Source organism: Pandoraea pulmonicola (genome assembly GCF_000815105.2).
Taxonomy (GTDB): Bacteria; Pseudomonadota; Gammaproteobacteria; order Burkholderiales; family Burkholderiaceae; genus Pandoraea; species Pandoraea pulmonicola.
The window spans coordinates 4,952,731-4,970,231 of the sequence record NZ_CP010310.2 but is presented as its reverse complement, the minus strand read 5'-3'; the positions used below and the strand labels follow the sequence as shown (position 1 = coordinate 4,970,231).

At 66.8% G+C, this 17,501-nt stretch carries 14 protein-coding genes; 9 read left to right on the top strand and 5 right to left on the bottom strand.

The features are described 5' to 3' along the window. Window positions 1–22: 22 nt before the first annotated feature. The 3 genes from RO07_RS21315 (at window position 23) to RO07_RS21305 (ending at window position 3,278) form a co-directional block, all read left to right on the top strand. A complete protein-coding gene (locus tag RO07_RS21315) occupies window positions 23–976 on the top strand; it encodes a LysR family transcriptional regulator (protein WP_039405555.1) in 954 nt (317 codons plus the stop codon). A gap of 245 nt (window positions 977–1,221) precedes the next feature. After that, the gene (locus RO07_RS21310) at window positions 1,222–1,875 is read left to right on the top strand and encodes a DUF4286 family protein (RefSeq protein WP_039413180.1); all 654 of its coding nucleotides are present in this window, start codon (window positions 1,222–1,224) and stop codon (window positions 1,873–1,875) included. A 59-nt stretch (window positions 1,876–1,934) separates the two neighbouring features. After that, on the top strand, window positions 1,935–3,278 hold the full coding sequence (locus RO07_RS21305) for an MFS transporter (protein WP_052266774.1): 1,344 nt from the start codon (window positions 1,935–1,937) through the stop codon (window positions 3,276–3,278). 10 nt (window positions 3,279–3,288) lie between these two features. Here the strand turns inward: RO07_RS21305 and RO07_RS21300 are convergent, their stop codons facing one another. The 4 genes from RO07_RS21300 to RO07_RS21285 form a co-directional block, all read right to left on the bottom strand. After that, entirely contained in the window at window positions 3,289–6,051 is a 2,763-nt protein-coding gene (locus RO07_RS21300; protein ID WP_237171319.1) for a hybrid sensor histidine kinase/response regulator, read from the bottom strand. Continuing rightward, entirely contained in the window at window positions 6,048–6,815 is a 768-nt protein-coding gene (locus tag RO07_RS21295; protein WP_052267444.1) for a response regulator transcription factor, read from the bottom strand. The genes RO07_RS21300 and RO07_RS21295 overlap by 4 nt, the downstream gene beginning before the upstream one ends. Window positions 6,816–7,263: 448 nt before the next feature. Then, a complete protein-coding gene (locus tag RO07_RS21290) occupies window positions 7,264–8,565 on the bottom strand; it encodes a UDP-N-acetylglucosamine 1-carboxyvinyltransferase (protein ID WP_039405552.1) in 1,302 nt (433 codons plus the stop codon). 150 nt (window positions 8,566–8,715) lie between these two features. Further along, window positions 8,716–9,522, bottom strand: a complete 807-nt coding sequence (locus RO07_RS21285) for a GntR family transcriptional regulator (RefSeq protein ID WP_237171318.1) — start codon at window positions 9,520–9,522, stop codon at window positions 8,716–8,718. Window positions 9,523–10,139: 617 nt separating this feature from the next. On the opposite strand from RO07_RS21285, the gene RO07_RS21280 reads away from it, so the two are divergent. The 5 genes from RO07_RS21280 (at window position 10,140) to RO07_RS21260 (ending at window position 15,559) form a co-directional block, all read left to right on the top strand. Then, window positions 10,140–10,361, top strand: a complete 222-nt coding sequence (locus RO07_RS21280) for a DUF3311 domain-containing protein (protein WP_039405549.1) — start codon at window positions 10,140–10,142, stop codon at window positions 10,359–10,361. After that, window positions 10,358–11,830: a sodium:solute symporter family protein gene (locus RO07_RS21275; RefSeq protein ID WP_039405546.1), complete on the top strand. Its 1,473-nt coding sequence runs from the start codon at window positions 10,358–10,360 to the stop codon at window positions 11,828–11,830. The genes RO07_RS21280 and RO07_RS21275 overlap by 4 nt, the downstream gene beginning before the upstream one ends. A 13-nt stretch (window positions 11,831–11,843) precedes the next feature. Beyond that, on the top strand, window positions 11,844–13,037 hold the full coding sequence (locus tag RO07_RS21270; RefSeq protein WP_039405544.1) for an amidohydrolase family protein: 1,194 nt from the start codon (window positions 11,844–11,846) through the stop codon (window positions 13,035–13,037). Beyond that, window positions 13,034–14,320: an MFS transporter gene (locus RO07_RS21265; protein WP_039405541.1), complete on the top strand. Its 1,287-nt coding sequence runs from the start codon at window positions 13,034–13,036 to the stop codon at window positions 14,318–14,320. The genes RO07_RS21270 and RO07_RS21265 overlap by 4 nt, the downstream gene beginning before the upstream one ends. Before the next feature lie 216 nt (window positions 14,321–14,536). Beyond that, on the top strand, window positions 14,537–15,559 hold the full coding sequence (locus RO07_RS21260; protein ID WP_147284597.1) for an alpha/beta hydrolase family protein: 1,023 nt from the start codon (window positions 14,537–14,539) through the stop codon (window positions 15,557–15,559). A 56-nt stretch (window positions 15,560–15,615) separates the two neighbouring features. On the opposite strand, the gene RO07_RS21255 is transcribed toward RO07_RS21260, so the two are convergent. Further along, window positions 15,616–16,524, bottom strand: a complete 909-nt coding sequence (locus tag RO07_RS21255; RefSeq protein WP_039405538.1) for a LysR family transcriptional regulator — start codon at window positions 16,522–16,524, stop codon at window positions 15,616–15,618. A gap of 299 nt (window positions 16,525–16,823) precedes the next feature. Here RO07_RS21255 and RO07_RS21250 point away from each other — a divergent pair, with 299 nt between their 5' ends. Beyond that, a complete protein-coding gene (locus RO07_RS21250) occupies window positions 16,824–17,477 on the top strand; it encodes a LysE family translocator (protein ID WP_039405536.1) in 654 nt (217 codons plus the stop codon). Window positions 17,478–17,501: the final 24 nt, after the last annotated feature.

Below are 17,501 nucleotides of genomic sequence, written 5' to 3'. Positions count from 1 at the left end.
GGTCTTTTTGCCGTTATCCCGTATGAATCTGCGTTTTCTCGAAACCTTCGTCTGGCTCGCCAAGCTCCGGAATTTCCGGTTGACGGCCGAGCGTCTGCACACCACGCAGGCGGGGGTGTCCAGCCGGATCGCTTCGCTCGAGCAGAGCTTCGGCGTGCGGCTGTTCGATCGCAGCGCCCGCGAGGTGACGCTCACGGCCGCTGGCCAGAAGGCGCTGGCGTATGCGGAGCGAATCGTGACGCTCGGTCAGGAGATGAAGCGCGAGCTGAGCGATCCGGACATGCCCCCGGGGGTGCTCAAGATCGGTGTGGTCGAGTCCATCGTGCATAGCTGGTTCCCCGATCTGGCTGCACGCATCCATCGCGAATACCCGCAACTCGAAATCGAAGTCACCAGCGAAACGACCATCAACCTGTGCAAGCAGTTGGAGGCCGGCTCGCTCGATCTCGTGTTGCAGACGGACATGCAGAACGGCACGGGGATCGAAAACCTGATGCTCGCGGAATTCCCGATGCGCTGGGTGGCGAGCCCGAAGCTCAATCTCGAAGGCGAGACGCTGGACGTGGCCGATCTCGCCGCTTATCCGCTGGTGAGCTTTTCACGCCATTCCGGCCCGCACAAGACGCTCGAGCGCATGTTCTCGGTCGCCGCCGAGCGGCCCGTGCGGGTCAATTGCATGACGTCGGTGGCGGCGATCATCCGGCTCGTGGCCGACGGCTTCGGCGTGGCCATTCTGCCGCCGGCCATCATTCAGCGCGAGCTTGGCGAGCACAGCCTGCATCTGCTGCGCGTGAATGCCAATTTCCCCAACCTGCCGCTCGTCGGTTCTTTCCGCACGGGGGCGCTGCTCGCCGAGAACGTCGCACGTCTCGCGCAGCGCACCGCCAGCGAGTTCGCCCTCAACATGGGGCCGGACATCGCCATTCCGCCGGCCGCCGCCATGACCGCCCCCGCGTGGGGCGACGGCGAATCCTGAGCGATCCACCGTCTTCCAGCGCAGCGGTGCCCTCGTGATCTTCGCGTCGCTCGAGCCCAGCGGCCCTCTCATTCGCCTGCCCGTCGGACAAGGGACTCGCGACGGTCATAAGAAATTGCTGTCGCGGCGAATTTGATTTCTTGTTGGACGCGTTTTCCCTCGTTTTGCACACTCGGTCGGACGGTCGAGCCTTGCGTCTCGCGCGCTGGCCGGCCTCCCGATTGTCGAAACCGATGGAATGCCTCATGACTGTGACTGCCCCGCGCGCCCAACTCTGTATCTGGACGAATATCGATCCGGCCTTCGAGGCTGACTTCAATCGCTGGTACGACCGCGAACACATGCAGGAGCGCGTGGCGATTCCCGGCTTCCGGTTCGCCCGACGCTTCAAGGCGCTGCACGATACGGCGCGCCCGTATCTCGCGCTCTACTGCACGCAAGACGCTTCCGTCTTCACCAGCGAGCCGTATGCCCAGGCCTTCAATCATCAGACGGCATGGTCGCTGAGCAACTTCGCGCGCATGCAGCACACGCAGCGCCGCGTCGGCACGCTGGACGTGGAAGCCGGCGAAGGGCAGGGCGGCATGCTCGCCGCGTTCGTGCTCACGGAAGCGGTGGTGCAGCAGGCACGTCCGCGCCTCGCCGCGCAACTCGCCGAGATCGCGCAAGCCGACGGCATCGTGCGCGCCACGCTGCAAGTCACCGTGCCCGCGCTATCCGTTTCGCTCACGGCCAAGGATGCCCCGCTGCCTCCGGCCGACGCGGTGGTTCTGATCGAAGGCTCCGACCTCGCCGCCGTGCGTGCCAGCGCGGAAGCGCTCGCTGCCTCGCACGGCATTCCCGCCGCGGACGTGACCCGTTTCGCAATGCTGTGGCGTCTCGGCGCCAACGGCGACTGACGCCCCCGGACCTCGATCTTTCTGTCCCTCGGGATCTCACGGACTCACTGGAGACATCCATGACGACCTATTCCAATACCCGCGGCGGTGCAGACGCCGCCACGCAAGACGCGCAGACCGCGCACGACGGGCAGCGCGCGAAGAAGGGGCGCCTCGCCACCGCCAGCATGGTCGGCACCACGCTCGAGTGGTACGACTTCACCGTCTACAACACGCTCGCCGCCCTGGTGTTCAATCACCTGTTCTTCCCGTCGGTCGATCCGCTGGCCGGCACGATCCTGGCGCTCTCGACCTACGCCGTGGGCTATGTCTCGCGGCCGCTCGGCGGCTTCGTCTTCGGCAACCTCGGCGACAAGATCGGCCGACGCGCCGTGCTGGTGCTCACCCTCGTCGTGATGGGCGTGACCACGGGCCTCATGGGGCTGCTGCCGACCTACGCGGCCATCGGCATCTGGAGCCCGGTGCTGCTCGTGGCGCTGCGCTTCGTACAGGGTGTCGCGCTCGGCGGCGAATGGGCCGGCGCCGTGCTCCTCTCGGTCGAGCATGGGGATCAGCGCAAGCGCGGCCTGAATGCCTCTTGGACGCAGGTCGGCCCGTCGTTCGGGACGCTGCTGGCCACGGGCCTCATCGCACTCATCACGTTGTCGATTTCGCCGGACGATTTCCTCTCGTGGGGGTGGCGCGTGCCGTTCCTGCTGAGCCTGGTGCTCGTGGCTTTCGGTCTGTGGGTGCGGCGCGGCGTCGAAGAAACGCCGATGTTCGAAGAGATGGCGCACTCGGACCGTCAGGCGGAAATGCCGATCGCCGACGTATTCCGCTCGCACTGGCGCAACCTGTTGATCGCCGGCGGTTCGAGAATCGGCTCGGACGTGCTCTACGCGTTGATGGTCGTCTTCACGTTGACCTATGTAACGGGCACGCTGCACCTCTCGCGCCCACTCGCGCTGACCGCCGTGCTCGTGGGCACCGCATGCAACGCGCTGACGGTGCCGCTCTTCGGTGCGCTTTCCGACAGGCTCGGCCGTCGGCCCGTGTACGGCTTTGGCGTGCTGTGCGCGGTGATCTGGGCGTACGGGTTCTTCGTGCTGCTCGATACGTCGAGCCCGGCGCTGATCGTGTTGTCGGTGGTCGTCGGCCTGGTCATCCACGCGATCATGTATGGACCGCAGGCGGCGTTCGTCACCGAGCAGTTCCCCACGCGCGTGCGCTATGCCGGTTCGTCGCTCGCTTACACGCTTGCCGGTATTCTTGGCGGCGGTTTCGCACCGCTCATCATCGTGAGCCTGTACAAGAAGTACGGCACGACAGTCTCCGTGTCGCTGTACGTGACGGCCGCGCTGGCGGTCACGGCGATCGCGCTCTTCGCCGCGCGTGAGACGGCACACAAGCCGCTCAAGGACTGATCTCCTGGCGCTAGACCGCTGACGCCGCCGACGGCGCGTCGCACAACGCCGTGAGTCCGGCGAGATCGCCGCGCTGCGCCAGTTGTTGCACGTGGCGCGCGAAGCCGTCGAATTGCGGGGTTTGGGCGCTCAGGTCACGCGCCCAGTCGATGAGATCGGTGATGGCGCCCATGGCGATCAATTGTTGCGCGTCGTGCAGCAATTCGCGCGACGGACGAAGCCTTGGTACATTGGTCGCCTGCGCGGCATCCGACGCGGCGCGAGCGTCGTCGCGTGGCAGGTTCAGCAGTCGTGCCAGCGTGTTGCGCAAGTCGGCGAGTTCGATCGGTTTGAGCAGGCAGGCGTTGTAGCCGGCGCCTGCCGGGTCGTCGCTGGCCAGCGCCTGCGGCGAGGCTGAGACAGCGAGCACCGGCAGGGCGGGCCAGCGGCGGCGAACCGCACGCGCGACGGCGAGACCATCGGCGTTGGGCATCATATGGTCGGTGATGACCAGATCCGGCGGCGGCTTGCTGGCGTCGCCCAGTGCGGCGACGAGCGCGACGCCGTCGCTGAACGTGCGCACCGTGAAGCCCAGGCTGGCCAGTTCGTCATGCAGGAACTGCCGGATCTCGGGGGAATCCTCGGCGAGCCAGAGATGATGGCCGCTGCCGTCGAGAGACGGCAACGCGTGCGTGGCGCCGGCAAGCGACTGCGGCACGAGATCGGCTTCGCGCGCGATGCGCAACGGCAGCGAGAACGCCACGCGCGTGCCCTGGCCGGGCGTGCTGTGGATCGCGATGGTGCCGTCCATGCGCTCGACCCATTGCCGCACGATGGCCAGCCCGAGTCCCACCCCCGGCAGGCGGCGCGCCCGGTCGAGTCGTGCGAACGGCTCGAAGACCCGTGGCAGGTCTTCCTGTGCGATGCCGCAGCCGGAGTCTTCCACGCTGAAGGAAACGTTCACGACGTCGGCATGTGTCGTGTGCGGCGCGGTCGAGATCGAGAGCGTGATCGTGCCGTGGTCGGTGTACTTTGCGGCGTTGTCGAGCAAGTTGGCGAGCACTTGCCGCACGCGCTTGGCGTCGAGCGAGAGCAACGGCGGCAACGGCGTGCGAATGTCGAGCAGAAACGCGTTGCCGTGCTTGCCCGCCAGGCTCATGCCTTCGTGCACGATGCCGTCGATGAAGGCGTGCGTGTATACCGGCGCGACGTGCAACGCGTCCGCCGCGCCACCGCCGGCGTACTCGATCAGGTCGTTGATCATGGCGAGCATGTGATGCGCGCTGCGACGGATGATGCGGCCCCGATCGGCATCTTCGCGTCCGCCCGCCTGCACGAGATCGGCGAAGCCGATGATGGAGGTGAGCGGCGTGCGCAGATCGTGGCTGATACGAGCGAGGAAGTCGTTCTTCGCGCTGTTGGCCTCGTCGGCGGCGATGAGCGCGGCGTGCAGTTCCTGCGTGCGGGCGTCCACGGCGTTGGCGAGCCGCACTTGTTCCTCGCGGCGTGCGTCGAGCAACTCGCGCTGCGCCGCGCGCTGCTCGCGCACGAGCTCGCGCGAGCGTCCCGCCACGATGATGGTCAGCATGAGTAGCACGGAAACGTTCGTGCTCCACGCCATGGCCGTGTTGGCCAGCCACGCCTCGGGCAGCAGGCCGTGAATGACAGCCAGCCGCCAGGAGAGTGCGATACAACCGGGCGAAAACGAGAGCAGGCACAGACGTGCGTTGGCGAAGCCGCGTCGCCAGCCGTCGATGAGCGAGACGACCCAGACGACGTTGAACGCGGAGAGCAACCGCAAGTGCGTCAGTGCCGCCGCGCGATGATCGCCGAACGCGACCCACAGCGCCATGCCGACCATGAGCGCGATGATGACGGTATAGGTCCAGCGCCACAGCCGTATGCGATGCAGCCCGGAGAAGAGGACCACCATCGCACTGAAACTGGCCACCGTGAGCGTGGAGAGAAAGCTCGGGGCGCGCACGATCAGCTCGCCGCCCTGCGGCAGCAGGTAGCGATAGAGAAAGCCCTGGAAGGCCATGTCCTGAGCGACCTGCGTCACCGTGGTGAAGGCGAGCAGCACGAACACCGGGTCGCGACGCGTCACGCCCAGCACGAAAGCGTACAACCCGATGGTGATCATCGACCCCGCGAGCAGCATGGCGATCATCGCATTGTGCGATTCGGCCAGACGGAATCCGTCCGGCTGCCAGAGCTGCGCCACGATGCTCACCGACGAGCGCGTCCGCACCCGCACCAGATACGTCAGACGTTCGCCGGGGGCGAGCGTGATCGGAAAGACGGAAGTCTCCGAGCGCACCGGATGGCGCGCAAGCGGTACGGTGTGACCCGCCAGCCATGTGACGACGGGGCGCGTGCCGTCGGCCGACATCGCATAGAAACGTATGTCTTCCAGCCTGACGATGCCCACGCTCAACCACCGCGTGACGGGCTGCTCGCCGGTGTTCTCGACGCGGCCCATCAGCCAGAACGCCGAGCGGCTGTAGCCGGGATTGAGCATGCTGGGCTGCACGTCGCGCCAGCCGGGCGCGGCGTAGGCCTGGGCGGCGTCGAGGCGGCCCGTCGGATCCTCGAGGATTCGGAGTTGTGTGTCGAGCGTGAGCGGCGACGGGGCACTCGCAATATCGATGGGCGATGCGGCAGGGGAGACCGGCGACGCGGCGACGCCCGCCACCCACAGGAGCAGCATCAGAACGACGGCGCGCGACGCGAGCCAGACGGCGACGCGCTGCATTCCGTACGCCGGGCTGTCCGGCGCAACCGCGACATTCATCGCGAGCCCGCCGTGCCGGAGGGCGTCGCGTCGGTCGCGGCCGTCGAGCCTTGGACCCCGTGCTCGCGGAAACCGCTCGGCGGCATGCCGAAGCGCTCTCGGAAGGCCGTCGCGAAATTGGCGGCGCTGGTGAAGCCGACCGCGCTCGCAATGCTCTGGATGTCGAGCGACGTCTCGGACAGGAGCCGTCGCGCCTCTTTCATGCGCTCTTCGCGCAGAAAGTCGAACACCGTCACTCCGACGCAGCGGCGGAATGCCAGATTGAGTCTTCGCGTATTCGTGCCGACGGCGCTGGCAAGACCCGCGAGCTCGGGCGTCGTCTCGAGCCGATCGAGCAGCAGCGCGCGCGTGGCGCGAAAGAGGACGGCGTCGAGCGTGTGGGCCTGCACGGGTAGCGGCGAGAGGGCGGCGTCGCCTGCGGAGGGTGTCGCCGCGGGCGTGGTCGCCTTCAGATGGATCGAAAGGCGCAAGCGCACTTCTTCGAAGTCGTATGGCTTGGTGATGTAGTCCACTGCGCCCGCCGAAAGCCCGGCCACGCGTTCCCCGGGAAGCGCCGCGGCGGTCAGGAAGATCAACGGGATCTGGCGCGTGCCGGGATCGGCCTTGAGCAACCGGCAGGCGCCCAGGCCATCGCATACGGGCATGCGGATGTCCATGAGAATCAGGTCGGGCAGCACGGTGCGCGCCTTGGCGTAACCGTCGCGACCGTCCTGCGCCATGTAGACGCGACAGCCCTGCTGGCTCAGGAAGTCCATCAGCAGCATGCGGTTTTCCTGGTTGTCGTCGACGACGAGCACGCGCACGCCGGCAAGGTGGCTGGCGTGGGGCGAGGCCGGCCATGACGCGTCGGACGTTACGCTGGACGGCGTGGGAGGCATCGCGAGGGGCTGCGAGGGCAGGGGACGGTCGCTCATGATGCTCGCCATTCTTTCACAATCGCCTCGTGGCGCCGCGTCCCGCGGCGGGCGATCTGGTGCGAAAGCCTGCGCATGGGAAATATTTTTCCTTTGAGCAAACGTTTATTGCCGTCGGGCAAAGATGGCGTGGTTCGGGATGCGGCCGGCTCGGGTAACGTCAACCGTCGGGTTCGTCGGGGCGATGACCGGCGTGCAGGCGATCGGGGGGTCGTCTGCCGTTGGCGGGCCCCAATCTGACGAGCCCGGCCCCCCGGGGGGAGCCGGCCAAGCCGTTCGCTCGATTCGCTCGTTCGGTTTATTCGGGTGTCGTCCAGACGACGTTCGCCCCGACCGAGCACAGATTCTCCACGAAGCGCGGGTGCGCGCGGCGGATCGGCTGTGCGTTCTTGATCGTCGACTGGCCGTCGATGCTGGCCGCCACCATCAGCAGGGCGATCGCCACGCGAATGATGTACGGGCTTTCCACCACGGCGGGCGAGAGCGGCACGCCGCCGAACGTGATCAACCGGTGCGGATCGGACTGGAATACGTGGGCGCCGAACTTCGACAGTTCTGTCGACCAGCCCATCGCGCCGTCATACACCTTGTTCCAGAACATGGCGCTGCCTTCGGCCTTCACGCCCAGCGCGATGAAGATCGGCAGCAGATCGACGGGGAAGTACGGCCACGGGGCGGCTTCCACCTTTGTCAGAATGTTCTGCGTGAACGGCGTCTGGACTTTCAGCCTGCCTTGCGCCGTGGCCGTCGACCAGCCGTCGCGGTGTTCGACCTTCACGCCGAATTTCGCGAACGTGCGGTCGATCAGCGGGAATTGCTCGGGGGCCGTGTTCTTGACCGTGATCTCGCCACCGGTGATGGCGCCGAGCGCGAGGAAAGTGGTGATTTCGTGGAAGTCCTCGGCGAAGCGGAATTCACCGCCGCCGAAGCGCGCCACGCCTTCGATGGCGAGCTGGGACGTCCCGACGCCTTCGATCGGCACGCCGAGCATCTGCATGAAGCGGCAGAATTCCTGCACGTGCGGCTCGGACGCGGCGTTGTTCAGTTGCGAGCGGCCGTTGGCGGTCGCCGCGCACAGCACGAAGTTCTCCGTCGTGGTCACCGACGCATAGTCGAGCCAGTGGTGGATGGCGGGGCGGGCGTCGTCGGCATGGATGAGCAGCGAGCCTTCGGTGCGCTCGACGCGTCCGCCGAAATGCCGAAGCACTTCGATATGCGGATCGATTTCGCGCACGCCGAGCGTGCATCCCTTGATGTTGTCTTCGATGCGCGCCACGCCGAAACGCGCGAGCAGCGGCGGCACCAGCATGATCGACGAGCGCATCTCTTCGGGCAGATGGTCGGTGCGCGGGTCGAACTTCGTGTTGCGGTGGTGCAGGTCGAGCGTGCCGGTATCGAAATCGACGCTGACGTCGCTGCCGAGCTGGCGGAAGATATCGAGGATCTTGCGAACGTCGGTGATTTCGGGCACGCCGACGAGGCGCACCGGCTGGTCGGTGAGCAGCGTGGCGCACAGCACCGGCAGAACGGCATTCTTGTTGGCGGAGGGGGTGATACGGCCGCGCAGCGGCTGGCCGCCGTGGACTACCAGATGGGACATGGGCTTCCTTCGGGCTTCATGCGTCAAGCGAGGGGAGGTCGGGCGTGGCGCCCGTCGCAAACAGGCGAAATATACCCCGATTGCGCGCTGCGTGCGACGCGACCCCAGGCCCGTGGCGGGAATGCCGCGCCCGCTTGACGCGCGAGGGATTCACCCGTGCGGTGCGGCGCCCGCGAATGCCTCGGCGAAGATGGCGCGAAAGTCGGGCGTTTCGGCCGCCGCCGCGCGCGTGAGGACGCGGGTTTCGAGTTCGTCGAGATGCGCAGTGGCGAGCGCGATGGCGTCCTGCGTCTTGCCGTCGCGCAACAGACCAACGAGCTGGGCATGCTCCGTCGGCGCGCAATGGATGAATTCCGCCGGATCGTAGAGCGCCTTGTAGAGCTCGGTCTTGGCGACGAGCGTGCGGGCGAATGCATCGAGCTCGGCGCTGTCGGCCATGCCGATCAGTTTCAGATGGAACTCGCCGGCGAGACGGATGGAGCGCTCGTGCGTGCCCTCGGCATGCGAGCGGGCTTCCGTGGCGACGTGGTCGTCGAGCACGGCGAGTTGGCCGACGCTCAAGCGCCCGCAAATGCTGGCGATCACGCCGGTTTCCAGCACGCGTCGCGCCCGGTAGGTCTGGCGGATGTCGTCGAGCGACGGCTGCGGCACGAACGCCCCGCGATTCGGCTCGAGCACCAGCTTGCCCTCGAAGCCGAGTCTCGCGAGCACCTTGCGCACCGCGCCGCGCGTGCAATCGAAGGCCTGGGCCAGGTTGCGCTCGCGCAGCGGCATGCCGGGGCGCAGCTTGCCGGAGAGCAGCGCTTGCGAGATCGCGGCATAGACGCGCGCCTCGATCTGCTGCCCGGCGCTGCCCGGCGCGGCGTCGCTCTCGTCGCGATGCCCGCGGGCGGCGCCGGGCGTGATCCCGGTGGGAGAAGCGTCGCGCGGCGACGCCGGTGCTGCGGTGCGGCTCAAGCCTGACCTCCCTGAAAGTCGTTTGCCGGGCGGAAGCCCCGAGACCATGGCGCTGAATGGCAAGCGAAGCCCCTCGCGGCCAGTCCTGCCCCTCCGGTCCCGGCTGGCACGGAGCGCCCGCGGCCCATGGTTTCGCGCGGACGTGGAGCGCATTGTACCCGCCGGGATGCCCCCGCTCACGCTGCCCGCACGGCGTCCCCACGCAAGCCTCCGGCGCCAGCCCTTCGACGCCGGCGTTCACGTCGACATACGTTGGCATACGTCGGCATGGCTCGTGAATGGCGCTCGCCGGCACACACCGGCTTTCTCGTGCTTCTCCCTTCGCGCTTTCCTGCTGCGCCTTTCCTTTGTGCCGCGCTTCCCCCGCGCGTTCTCCCGGTAAACCCTCGATTTCCCTCCATCCGGGTACGGCGACCTTGCATTTCGGCAAATCGCTGTCGATAATGGTCAACAAAAATGGTTAACCATTTCGTTATGTTTGGTTGATGATATGGCAATTCGACGTAACCTGCCAGTCGTCGCCAAGCCCTTGCGAAGTGGCCGAAGCCATGGCCGCACCGCTGTCGCTGTCGTTACCGGCGGGGCGCCCTTTGAAATTCCTTGGGTCTGGAGACGTCATGAAATCCGTACATTGCCTGGCCGCGCTGCCTGTCGCGGCCTTCTACAGCGGCGGTTGGCTCGCCGAACATGTCGGCACCCGGCTTGCCGGGCTGCCGTTCCTGATGACCTGGAACATCGTCTGGCTGCTGCTGACCTCGCTGGTCATGGTGGTGATGTTCCGCTTCGATGGTTCGCGCGACACCGCGCGCGCCGACGACCGCGACGGAGCCGCATCATGAATGCCGCGCTCGCCGTCATCGCGGCGTTTCTCGCATTCGCGCTCTTCGTCGGGCTGCGCGCGCGTCGCGGCCGCACGATGAGCCTGGAGCAATGGGCGGTCGGCGGCCGGGGTTTCGGCACGCTGCTCGTCTTTCTGCTGATGGCCGGGGAAGCGTTCTCGACCTTCACATTTCTGGGCGCGAGCGGGTGGGCGTACAGCAAGGGGCCGCCCGCGTTCTACATCCTGGCGTACGGTGCGCTCGCGTATCTGCTCGGCTACTGGATGCTGCCGGCGGCCTGGCGTCACGCCACGCGCCACGGTTGCGTGTCGTTCTCCGACTTCTTCGCGACGGCGTACCGTTCGCGGGCGATGGGCGTGATCGTTTCGGTGGTGGCCGTGCTTGGCATGAGCGCACTGCTCATCATTCAACTGCGCGGGCTGGGCATCATCGTTTCGGAGGCGTCGTACGGCACGATTCCACCGGCGGTGGCGATCTGGTGCGGCGCGATTGCGATGGTGCTCTACATCACCGTCTCGGGCATTCACGGTTCGGCGAGCATTGCGATCTACAAGGACATCCTGATTCTCGTGATCGCGATCTTCCTTGGTGTCTATCTGCCGTTGCACTACTTCGGCGGCTTCGGCGAGATGTTCGACCGTATCGAGGCGGCGCGGCCGGGTTTCCTGCAGATGCCCACGAGCGGGCTGACGCTGTCCTGGTACAACTCGACGATCCTGCTCACATCGCTCGGCTATTACCTGTATCCGTACGTCTTCACATCCGTGTATGCAGCCAAGACCGAGAGCGCGGTGCGCAAGAACACGATTCTGATGCCGCTCTACCAGATGGTCATCGCGTTCATGTTCTTCGTGGGCTTCGCGGCGATCCTGCAAGTGCCCGGGCTCACGGGCGCCGACTCGGATCTGGCGCTGCTGCGCATCGTCAAGCAGACGTTCTCGCCGTGGTTCGTCGGTGTGATCGGGGGTGTCGGGGTGTTGACCGCGCTCGTGCCCGGTTCGATGATCCTGCTCAACGCGTCCACGCTGATCGCCAAGAACATCTATCGCGACGGCTTCGCGCCGCAGGCGAGCGATGCGTTCGTGGGCAAGCTCGCCAAGCGCGTGCTGCCGGTGTTCGGGCTGGTGGCGGTGTTCTTCGTGCTGCGAGGCGGTGCCACGTTCGTGACGCTGGCGCTGTTCGCGTCGAGCCTGCTCACGCAGTTGTTCCCGTCGTTCGTGGCGAGTCTGCTGCCACGCCCGTTCGGCAACAAGTACGGCGCGTTTGCCGGCATTGGCGCGGGCGCTGTCGTGCTGCTCGCAGCGGTTGGGTTCGACGTCAACCTGCATACGCTGTTTCCCGGCGCTTCGGCCACGATCGCGTCGATCAACATGGGGCTGGTGGCGCTCGCGGTGAACGGCGCCACGTTCGTGATCGTGAGCCTGCTAACACGTTCGCGTAACGTTGCAGTGACGCTGGCTGCTCAATGACATCGAGGAACGCATGACAACACTGGATATTCGCAATGCACGCGCGTTCGACGGCACGCCGGTGAACGTGCGCGTGGCGCACGGGCGCATCGTGGCGCTTGGCGCGTCGCTGCCCGCGACGCAAGAGATCGCGGCGACGCAGATCGATGCGCGCGGCGCGCTGCTGATGCCGGGGCTCGTGGAGTCGCACACGCATCTGGACAAGACGATGTGGGGCATGCCGTGGTACGTCAACGAATGCGGCACGCGGCTCATCGATCGCATCGACAACGAGCGTCGGTGGCGCGCGCGCAGCGGGCACGATGCCGGTGCGGCGTCGCTCGCACTCGGACGTGCGTTTCTCGCCGCGGGGACCACGCGTTTGCGCACGCACGTCGACATCGACACCGACGCGGGCCTGCGCCATCTCGACGGCGTGCTGGCCACGCGCGACACGCTGGCCGATACGCTCGACATGCAGATCGTGGCGTTCCCGCAATCGGGCGTGCTCGATCGGGACGGCACCGTCGAGTTGCTCGATGCCGCGCTTTCGCGCGGCGCCGACGTTCTCGGCTGGCTCGACCCGTGCGCCATCGATCGCGACCCGAGGGCGTCGCTCGACGCCATGTTCGCGCTTGCCGACAAGCATGGCTGTCCCGTCGACATCCATCTGCACGAGCCGGGCGAGATGGGCGTGTTCTCTTTCGAGTTGATGCTCGAACGCATTGCGGCACTGGGCATGCAGGGCAAGGTCGTGGTGTCGCATGCGTTTTGTCTGGGGGAACTGGATGCGGCGCGTGCCGACGCCATGCTTGCGCGACTCGCACAGGCCGGCGTGGCACTCGTCACGACGGCGCCGCCCTCGCGCACCGTGCCGCCGTTGCTGGCCTGCCGGCGTGCGGGCGTGGCGTTGTCCGGCGGCAACGACGGCATTCGCGACACGTGGACGCCTTACGGCTCGCCCGACATGCTCGAGCGCGCCATGATGATCGGTCTGCGCTACAACCTGCGTCGCGACGACGAGCTCGAGCAGGTGGCGCTCGACTGCGTGACGCATCAGGGCGCGACCGTTTGCGGCTTCGAGAACTACGGCCTGCGGGTCGGGGCGCGCGCCGACCTCGTACTCGTCGATGCCGTCAATGTTGCGCAGGCCATCGTGACGCGTGCGCCGCGTCGCTGGGTGATCGCCAACGGCCGCGTCGTCGTGGGCGAGGGCGTGGCGGTATGACGCTCTGGCTGGCGATCGTCGCGGTCGGGCTGACGCTGCGGCCGACGCTCACGTCGATCAGTCCGCTGCTGCCGCAGATCCGCGAAGCGACCGGGATGACGTATCCCGTCGCGGCGCTGCTGACGTCGCTGCCCGTGCTGGCCATGGGTGCGGGCGCTTTCGCCGCGAGCGGGCTTGCGCGCCGGTTCGGCGAGCGGCGCGGCGTGCTGCTCGGCCTGGCCGCGCTCGCGTTGGCGTGCGGCATGCGATTCGTTGCCGACGACACCCTGACGATGATCGGCACCGCGCTGGCGTCCGGCATTGGCATCGCCGTCATTCAGGCGTTGTTGCCGGGGGTGGTGAAGGCGAACTTCAGCGCGGCCCGCATGACGTCGATGATGGGGTTGTACTCGGCGGCGCTGATGGGCGGCGGTGGGCTTGGCGCGGCTGCGAGTCCGTGGGTGGCCGCGCAGGCGGACGACTGGCGCGTCGGACTGGGCATATGGCTGGTGGTGGTGTGTGCGGCGGCGCTCGTCTGGTGGCGTGCCCCGTTGTCGCGGGGCGTGCCGGTGTCGGCCGCTTGCGCAACAACTTCCACGACGACTTCCATCACGACTTTCACTGCGCCTTCCGCGGGAGATGCGCCCGGGAGTCTGCGTGCGGCGGGCGGCATGCCGTCGATGCGGGCGTTATTGCGCAAGCAGCGCGCCTGGACGCTAGCGGTGTACTTCGGCCTCATCAATTGCACCTATACGACCATGGTCGCGTGGCTGCCTCCGTTCTATCAACAGCGCGGCATGAGCGCGACGCACAGCGGCGCGTTGCTCGCATGGCTCACGGCGTGTCAGGTGGTCGCTGCGCTATTGCTGCCGTGGCTCGCGCGTCGCAGCGTCGATCGTCGTCGCTGGTTGACGCTGGCGCTCGCGGCCACGCTGGCCGGATTGGCGGGGCTGGTCGGCGCGCCGGACGCCGCGGCGTGGTGGTGGATCGGCGGCATCGGCTTCGGATTGGGCGGCACGTTCTCGCTGGGGCTCGTGCTCGCGCTGGATCATCACGCGCATCCGCGTCACGCGGCGGCGCTGGCGGCCTTCATGCAGGGAGTGGGCTTCTGCATTGCGGCGCTCGCGCCGTTCGCGGCGGGCGCCGTGCGCGCGGCGACGGGCAGTTTCATGCCGGCATGGATCGGACTGATCGTGTTCAATGTGGCGCTGATCGCACTGACGTGGCGCTTCGATCCGGCGGGTTACGCGTTGGCGCTGGGACTATCGCGCGACGCACGCGGGGGGTGTCATCAGCGCGCTTGACGTGCGTACCGCGGGCGGCGCGCGTTGCGCACGCGAGACAGGTATCGGCGATGCAAAAATCATGCGAGTTCCTTCGCAATCCGCGCTAAGATGGCTCATCGTGTGATGTCGCAGCGGGACTTCGGCGCGAGACCGGTCCCTGGCCTTCCGGCCCTACTCGGCTGCGGGCTGCCAGATACCTAGGGAGAACGGATGCTCGGACTGTCGCGCAGGGCCGTGGGACGATCGATCGGGACGATGCTCGTCGCGCTCGGTGCCCGCAGTTCCGGTGCGATGGCGCTCCTCTGCCTGACTGCGCTGACCCTGTTCTCCTCGCCTGTCTCGGCAGCCGACACCACCTTGCCGGGCAAGCTCGCGCAGAAGCCGGCACCAGTCGCGGCATCGTCGTCTTCCGCAGCATCGACCACATCCGCCACATCGCTGGCCGCCTCACCGAGCGCTTCTCAACGACCGCCGACCGGCACCGATCAGCGAGTGCTGCGCAGCGACGGCGCCTACGTCAATCTTCACGTTTTCCGTCCGCCGTCGGTCTGCAACGGCGTGGCCGTGCTCAGCCCGGAGACGGGTGACGACCGCGACGCGTTGTCGTGGCTCGGTCGCGCACTGTCGCAGTACGGCTGGCTTGCCGTGACGATGGCGCACAAGGAAAGCGGCCGCGACTCGCTGCGCGAGCGCGTGCGCAACGGTGGACTGCGCGATGGTTTGCAGGCACTCACTACGGACCCCGAAGCGTATGACGATCGGCTCGAGGACGCCGGTGCGGCACTCCATTGGGCGAGAACCCAGTGCCGTGCGGGGCCGGCGGTCTTCATCGGTCATTCGATGGGGGCGGCGGCGGTGATGATAGAAGCGGGGGCGAAGAACAAGCTCGGACTCGACAGTGACGATCGGTTCGACGGCTATGTCGCTCTGTCTCCGCAGGGACCGGGGCCGATCTTTCCGGCCGGGGCATGGCGTGGCATCCAGAAGCCGGTGCTGATGGTGACCGGCACGCGCGATGAGCCGTTCGACGGCAAGTGGCAGACGCGCACCGAGCCGTATGCCGATCTACCCGCAGGGTGTCATTGGCTCGCGGTGGTCGATGGTGCGACGCACTTCAACTTTGCCGGCTTCGGATACGGGCATGGCGACGTCGAGCTCAAGGTGCTGCCGTTGATCCAGCGGTTCCTCGACAACGTGCGCGGCCATCGATGTAGCGTGCCCACGCCCGCGTTCGGTGTGAAGCTCGACGCGAAGTAACGCGGCCGTGGTGATGGGACGATGACGCACGGCGCAACGCCGTGGCGTCGAACGAGTCACTGTCTGGCGTCTGCGTCGATCCAGGGTCTTGCGGATTCTGCCAGCGAAATTCTCAACCAGTTCAACAGCGTGTCGCATGCCGGATTGTCGGCGAAGGGTTCGCGCGCGAGCGCGACGTAGGCCGAGCCGTCGCGTACGAAGCCATGGGGAGCGACCAGTCGTCCGGCGCTCAATTCGTCGCTGACCATGTACACCGATCCGATGGCTGCGCCGAGTCCGGCGCCGGCTGCCTGCAGGCTCAGATAGAAGTGTTCGAACGGGGGCGGCGCGGCATTCGCGTCGAAGCGGGGCAGCGTGTCTGGGGTTACGCCGGCGAGTTGCATGGCGCGTTGCCAGTCTTTCCAGGCGTGGGGCCGGGTTCGCGTGTGGAGTTGGGCGCGGGCGAATGTCGAGGGCAATCCGACTGGGCCGATCCATTCGTCGGCGAGCGGTTCGGCGACCAGGGTGTGGCCCCAGAAGAAGTCGTTGCGGCGGATGGCGACATCGACGCCTGCGCTTGCGAGGTCGAGGGGACCGCCGGCCGAATGCAGGTGGAGGGCGATATCGGGGTGAGCGTGGGCGAAGGCGGCGAGGCGGGGAATCAGCCAGCGCATGGCGAGGGTGGGTTCGCAGGAGACGACGAGCGGGCGTGCCGGGTGGGTGGAGCGAAGGCTGGCGACGGTGGTGTCGAGTTGTTCGAAGATATGCCGGGTGGTGGCGTGCAGGCGTTCGCCGGCGGGGGTGAGGAAGACGGCGCGGTTGCGGCGTTCGAAGAGGGGAAGGCCGAGGGCGAGTTCGAGTGAGCGGATTTGGCGGCTGACGGCGCCGTGGGTGACGAAGAGGCGGTCGGCGGCGCGGGCGAAGCTGAGTTCGTTGGCGGCGACGTCGAACACGAGGAGTGCGTTGAGCGGCAGGGAGCGATTCATACGTGAGAAATTAACATGAATCCCCCAACAAAAAGATCGCTTTTGGCGCCGAAGGAACCCAAAGAAAATACGAACACGACGACCAAGAACAGGAGCGGGGCGCAATAAGCGCGATGCGGGTGGATGAATGGGTGAGATGGACCGGGGCCCTGTTCTGCAGCGAGTTGGGTCTATGTTTGAGCGGCGGAATAGGGCCCCGGTCCATCGGGGTGGTAATCGGATGAGGCGGTAGCAGCAGAGGGGAGAAGCAAATCTGCGAGCCCCAGAGCCTTCAAAAAAGAATCAGGTGAGAAAAACTCATGCAAGAGCTATTGGCGGTGATGACCATCACGGTGTTGGCCGTGATCAGCCCGGGGCCGGATTTCGCGATGGTGACGCGTTCGAGTTGGCGGCACGGGCGTCGGGCGGGGTTATGGGCGGCGTTGGGGATTGCGGCGGGGGTGCAGGTGCATGTGTTCTACACGTTGGTGGGTGTGGGTTTGGTGATTGCGCGGGTGCCGTGGTTGTTCACGGCGATCAAGTGGGTGGGGGCGGGGTATTTGGTGTACATCGGTTGGCGGACGTGGCGTGATCGTTCGTTGGTGGCGGATGTGACGCGGGAGGAAGGGCGGGGCGAAGCCGACGCGATGGGTGGAGCGGGCGCGGCTCGCGGGCGCGAGGCGATGGAAGCGTTCCGCACGGGTTTTTTCACCAACGCATTGAACCCGAAGACCACGTTGTTCGTGGTGAGCACGTTCACACAGGTGGTGCATGCGGGCACGGGCTGGAAGCTGGGGCTGGCCTACGGTGCATTCATGTCGTTCGCGCATTGGGCGTGGTTCAGCCTGGTGGCGCTTGGATTTTCGGCGGGGTGGCTGCGTGAGGCGATGGTGCGTCGTCAGCATCTCGTGCGGCGCACCATTGGTGGTGCGTTGATGGGACTTGGGGGGATGTTGGCGCTGGCGGGGCGGTAACGCGGCAAGCTGCTTCGTGAATCG